This window comes from Rubrimonas sp., from assembly GCF_036788415.1.
GTDB lineage: Bacteria > Pseudomonadota > Alphaproteobacteria > Rhodobacterales > Rhodobacteraceae > Rubrimonas.
This window is the reverse complement of the sequence record NZ_DAIQNN010000145.1, coordinates 1-5,316: the sequence shown is the minus strand read 5'-3', so window position 1 is coordinate 5,316 and position 5,316 is coordinate 1. Positions and strand designations below refer to the sequence as shown.

Below are 5,316 nucleotides of genomic sequence, written 5' to 3'. Positions count from 1 at the left end.
GTGAACGGCATCGAATAGCCGCCGCAACAGGGCTCCCGGTTCCGGCCGGTCGGATTGGCCGGTGCACGCCTCTATAGCCAGCCGTTCGCGCGTGATGTCGATGCAGTCGCGCTCGGCGGCTACCCGGGCTATGATCCGCGTATTGGTCGAAACGGAATCCGTCTCGGGCGGCGGGGCGTTGATCGGGGGCGAGCCATGAAGGCCGAATTCACGGCGAGCCGGCGAGCTGTGCTGGCGTCAGGAGCGGGGGTCGCTGCAGCGTTGGTCGGCGCGCCGGACGTGGTTCTGGCGCAGGTCGCGCAAGGGACGGTTCCGTCCCGGACGGCGGCGGATGCGGCAGGCGCGCCCGCTTCGGTCGACGCGGCCGAGGCGGCGGTCGCGCGCCACGCCGAGGCGATCCTGCGGATCAGTCGGGAGGTATGGGCGCTCGCTGAGCTGTCCGTCCTCGAAGTCGACTCCGCCCGCGTGCATCTGCGCGAGCTCGAGGCGGCGGGGTTCCGCACCGTCTCGACCGGGACGTCGGGTTATCCCACTGCCTTCGTCAGCGAGTGGAGCCAGGGCGCGGGCGGCCCCGTCATCGCGCTCCTGCCCGAATACGATGCGCTGCCCGGCCTCGGGAACGCCGCCGAACCGCGCCAGACGCCCTCGCCGAACGGCAGGACCGAGGGGCATGGCTGCGGCCACAACATGCTCGGCGCCGGTTGCACCGGCGCGGCTTTCGCGCTCAAGGCCATGATGGAGGCGGCGGGCGCGCCCGGCGCGGTGCGCGTCTATGGCTGCGCGTCGGAGGAGGCGCAGGGCGCCAAGGTCTATTTTGCGCGCGACGGCCTGTTCGACGACGTCGACGCTGCGCTCGCCTGGCATCCCGCGCCCTTCGCCGCCGTCGGCGAGGTCGCCACGTCGGCCAACATGGCGATCAAGATCCGCTTCAATGGGCGCACCGCCCATGCCGGAAACACGCCCTGGGACGGTCGCTCGGCGCTGAAGGCGGCGGAACTGTTCGGCGCGGGGCTTCAGTTCATGCGCGAGCACGTGCTGCCCACCACGCGCCTGCACTACGTGTATGAGAGCGCGGGCGTCGCGCCAAACATCGTGCCGGACTTCGCACAGGTGTGGCTGACGATCCGCGCCGCGAACGGGCCCGATCTGAAAGCGGTGGTGGACTGGGCGCGTCAGATCGCCGAGGGCGCGGCCCTGATGACCCAGACTGCCGCCGCGTTCGAGCCCTATTACGGGATGCACGAGATCCTGCCGAACGCGCCGATGATCGGCCTGTTGCACAGCCACATGGCGGCGCGCCCGCCCGTCTGGACCGAGGCCGAGCAGGATTTCGCGAAGGCCTGCCAGCGCGAGATGGGCCTGCCCGAAGCGGGGCTCGCGACCGCCGTGGCGCCGCCGTTGCCGCCGACCAAGGTGGGCGGATCGTCCGATCTCGGCGACATCAGCAAGGTGACGCCGCTCGGCGCCTTCGCCTGGCCGACGGCGGGTCTGGGCACCTCGCTGCACACTTGGGCGATCACCGCCTGCGGCGGCATGTCGATCGGCGACCGCGCCGCGCTCGACACGGCGCGCATCCTCGCCGGGGCGGGCTTCGACCTGATGACCGACCCCGACCTGCGCGCCGCGGCCCGCGCCGATCTCGCGCGGCGGATGGGCGGCGAAGCCTTCGTCCCCCTGCTGCCCGCCGACCGCGTCGAACCGCTCGGCCTGCCCGACTGGCTGCGCAAGACAGGGCTCGACGAACTGACCGCCTTCGATCCCGGCGCCTGACCCAGCAGCGCAATCCGCTTCGAACAGCTGCGTCAACGATCTCGCGGCACTTGGAAGCTCCCAAAGCCGCCGGTCGCGGGGCTGAGGGCGGGGAGCGGATAGCTGCCGTTCGCGTCGCGCTTCGATCTCGGCAAGCTACAACTCCTTCTCCCAGTCGCGGCCGGCGTGGAAAACCTTCAGGATGGTGACGTCATCGGCGGAAACGGCGAATGCGATCGTGATCCGTCGCTCGAACCCGACGATCCGCAAGCCGGGTCGCACGTCACGGCGATCACCGCGCTCGGACCCAAGCGCCATTCCGGCGCAATAGCCTTCCCGCCTTTCGAGGTAATTCGGCGCGACGGTTCAGCGCGGCGGCATCGGCTACGAAATCGTAGATCGACTCGAGATCGGCCTGTGCTTCCGGCGAAAAGACTACCTTGCGCTCCTTCAATCACGCCTCGCGAGACGGCCCGCATGACGCGCACGGACTGCGCCAAATACATCCCCGATGTCGCGCGCCCGCGAGGGGTCGTCCTTCATGGCGTCATAAGCGGCCGCAACTTCAGTGTCGAGCCAGCGCTCGACAGCGGCGTCCTGTTCCTGGAGCGCACGAAGACCAGCGCGGACGACCTCGCTGGCGGAGGCATACGCGCCCGACGCCACCATTCGGTCAATGTAGGCCGCGTGTTCTTCGGGCAGGCTGACAGTGCGCTTCTCGACGGCCGGCATGGTCGACATCCTCCGCAGCAGAAGAATCCAATCCGCAGTATGATATCCTCATACCTTGAGAAATCCGGCGCCCACCGTCTCGCTCGGGTGTATGATCAGCCGTCCGCGCCGATGTGGACGATGACTTCGCGGATTTCCGTCATGCAGAAGCATGCGACCGGGGCCGCAGGCCGGGCGGCGGCGCCCGTCTGGAGCCACGGCTACAAGATCGGACCCAAGCGGGCCCTGAAGCCGAAGGAGGTCTGGGCCATCCGTTTCGAACTGGGCGACCGCCCGAACCCAAGGGACCGCGCTCTCTTCGACCTCGCCATCGACAGCAAGTTGCGCGGCTGCGACCTGGTGAACCTTCGGATCGGCGACATCGTCTCGGGCGGACAGATCCGGCGCCGGGCGACGGTGGCGCGGCAGAAGACCGGGCGGCCGGTGCAGTTCGAACTGAGCGAGACCACGCGCGAGTCGGTGCTGAAGTGGCTGACGCTGCGCGGCGGCTCGATCGAGGAGTACGTCTCCACAAGCCGCCTGCACCGCTGCGCTCACATGAGCACGCGGCGATACGGCCGGCTCGTTCACGCGTGGGTCGCCGCCGTCGGCTTGAACAGCGAGGACTACGGCACGCACTCGCTGCGACGGACCAAGGCGTCGATCCTTTACAAGCAGACCGGCAACCTGCGAGCTGCGCAGATCCTTCTTGGGCGCACCCGCATCGAGAGCACCGTGCGCCACCTCGGCGTGGACGTAGAATACGCGCTAGCGTTGTCGGAGGCGGTCGACATCTGAGCTTTGCCGCAAGCGACAAAGAACGTCGCCCGATCTGGGCCAGTCGGAGGCCAATGGCACTGGACTATCTGTCTTTCGCAGAGAACGTCATGCAGGATACGCTTACGATGAAGCCTCTCGTCCCGACCATCCGCGCCGGAGCGCTGGCGCCGATCCTCGGCTGGATGGCGAAGAGCGGTCGCCCCGTGGAAGCCGCCTTGCGGGACGCCGCCCTCGGCGAGCAGGCCGTCGGCGATCCCGACAGCCCGGTGCCGCTGCTCAACGCCATAGAACTCCTCCGCGGCCTCGCCCGCGCCGAAGGCCCCGACATCGCCTGCCGGGTGGCCTCGGGGATCGAAATTCAGGAGATCGGCGCCCTCGGCGCAGCCATCCGAGCCCGCCCGACGCCGCGGCAGGCGCTGCATGTCGTTTCTGTCCTCATGCCGCGCCATTGCACGCATGAGCGCTTCACGGTCGAGAACACCGCGAGCGGCGTCCGGGTGATCGAGAGCTGGTCCGTCAGGTTCGACGCCGAGGCGCTGCACCTCGCTCAGCAGTATGTCGCGGCGTTGATCCGCGCCCTTTGCGCCGCAACGCGGGGTGCGGCGCCGCTGCTGGACCGCGTCGAAATTCCGCCGCACCCCTCAGTCGGGGTCGCGCACCTTGCGCGGTGGCTGGGCCGCGTCGAAGCGGCCGCAGCGCCGCGGCTGGTGGTGGAGGTCCCGGCCCGGGTGGCGGACGCGAGGCTGGCGCCGTTGACGGGCGCCCACACGCCGCCGCCCGAGTGGACGACGCTGCACGCGGACGGCGACCTTCTGCAATCCCTCCGCTGGACCATCGCGGCGATGCTGGGGCCGGAGGAGGTGAGCCTCGACTCCGTAGCCGCAGCGGCCGGCGTGACCCGCCGCACGCTGCAGCGCCGATTGGCCGCCGAAGGTCTCACCTTCTCGGAACTGCTCGACGGGACGCGCCTCGACCTCGCGATCCGGCTTCTGACGCAGAGCGCGGCGCCGCTCGGCGAGGTCGCATCGCGCCTGGGTTACGCCAACGCCCCTGCCCTCACGCGCGCGGTCCGGCGCTGGACCGGCGCGACGCCCCGAGCGGTCCGGGAGAAGGGGGCGGCGGGGCTGCAAGGTCGGAACGCCGCAGCCGGAAACGGTGGCGCGAAAAGGTAAATCTGCCGCCGGGTTTGTGCTAACCTCATCCCATGAGAACGCAGGGACTGGCGCCTCGACGCGCCATCGACAGCCAAGGGTGGACCCTCCGAGTTGGACGCCCGACGATGAAACCTTGGATGGCGCGGTCGCGCGCTGCCGTGACGCGGGCAGCGGCGGCGCTCGCGCTGGCCGCGGCGCTCGCCGGTTGCGGCGCCGGCGTCCTGCGCAACCCGGTGCCGGAGGCGCTCGCCGCCTCGGCCCAGCCCTTCGGTCGCGAGGGGTTGCGCGATTGGGGCGACAGCCTTGACGTGGCCGAAGTGGACGCGCGGGTGGCCGAGCGACAGGCGATCCTGAAGGCGCGGTTCGGACCCGAGATCGCGGCGGGGCGCACGCCGCGGCTGACCTATCTCGCGCTGTCGGGCGGCGGCCAGTGGGGCGCGTTCGGCGCCGGCATCCTAGACGCGTGGACCCGAAGCGGCACGCGGCCGGAGTTCCATGGCGTGGCCGGGGTCAGCACCGGCGCGATCATCGCGCCCTTCGCGTTCCTCGGCCCGGACTACGACGCCACGCTGCGCGAGATCTACACGCAGTATTCCACAGAGGATCTCCTCGAGACGACGCTGTTCTCCGGCATCGTCTCCGGCGCCGCGCTGACCGACACGAGCCGCTTGCGGCAGGTGATCGCCCGCTACGTCACGCCCGAACTTCTGGAGGCCATCGCCGTCGAGCACCGCAAGGGCCGCATCCTGCACATCGGCACCACCAACCTCGACGCCGGGCGCCCGGTGATCTGGGACATCGGCGCCATCGCGAATTCGGGCGAGCCCGGCGCGCTGGAGTTGGTGCGCGAGCTGATCCGGGCCTCGGCGGCGATCCCGGTCGCCTTCCCGCCGATCTTCGTGCAGGTGCGGACGCCCGACGG

Annotated in this window: 5 protein-coding genes; 4 read left to right on the top strand and 1 reads right to left on the bottom strand. The window is 70.1% G+C overall.

Features of this window, described 5'->3' with window-relative positions; genetic code table 11:
• Window positions 1-195: 195 nt before the first annotated feature.
• Complete coding sequence (locus tag V7Q31_RS17225; RefSeq protein ID WP_333835085.1) at window positions 196-1,770, top strand: amidohydrolase; 1,575 nt, start codon at window positions 196-198, stop codon at window positions 1,768-1,770.
• A 429-nt stretch (window positions 1,771-2,199) separates the two neighbouring features.
• Here the strand turns inward: V7Q31_RS17225 and V7Q31_RS17220 are convergent, their stop codons facing one another.
• Window positions 2,200-2,481 (bottom strand): type II toxin-antitoxin system ParD family antitoxin, encoded by a 282-nt coding sequence (locus tag V7Q31_RS17220; RefSeq protein ID WP_333835084.1) that lies wholly within the window; start codon window positions 2,479-2,481, stop codon window positions 2,200-2,202.
• Between the two features lie 141 nt (window positions 2,482-2,622).
• Between V7Q31_RS17220 and V7Q31_RS17215 the strand changes: the two genes are divergently transcribed.
• From V7Q31_RS17215 to V7Q31_RS17205, 3 genes are all read left to right on the top strand, one after another.
• The gene (locus V7Q31_RS17215; protein WP_333835083.1) at window positions 2,623-3,258 is read left to right on the top strand and encodes a tyrosine-type recombinase/integrase; all 636 of its coding nucleotides are present in this window, start codon (window positions 2,623-2,625) and stop codon (window positions 3,256-3,258) included.
• Between the two features lie 107 nt (window positions 3,259-3,365).
• Window positions 3,366-4,412 carry a helix-turn-helix transcriptional regulator gene (locus V7Q31_RS17210; RefSeq protein WP_333835082.1) on the top strand — a complete coding sequence of 349 codons (1,047 nt, stop codon included), beginning with the start codon at window positions 3,366-3,368 and terminating at the stop codon, window positions 4,410-4,412.
• A 107-nt stretch (window positions 4,413-4,519) separates the two neighbouring features.
• On the top strand, window positions 4,520-5,316 hold a 797-nt coding region (locus V7Q31_RS17205), incomplete at its 3' end, for a patatin-like phospholipase family protein (RefSeq protein WP_333835081.1).

Excerpts from the sequence above, each read along its gene's own strand:
- V7Q31_RS17225 (WP_333835085.1), top strand. The coding sequence starts at position 196 with ATGAAGGCCGAATTCACGGCGAGCCGGCGAGCTGTGCTGGCGTCAGGA.
- V7Q31_RS17220 (WP_333835084.1), bottom strand. The coding sequence starts at position 2,481 with ATGCCGGCCGTCGAGAAGCGCACTGTCAGCCTGCCCGAAGAACACGCG.
- V7Q31_RS17215 (WP_333835083.1), top strand. The coding sequence starts at position 2,623 with ATGCAGAAGCATGCGACCGGGGCCGCAGGCCGGGCGGCGGCGCCCGTC.
- V7Q31_RS17210 (WP_333835082.1), top strand. The coding sequence starts at position 3,366 with ATGAAGCCTCTCGTCCCGACCATCCGCGCCGGAGCGCTGGCGCCGATC.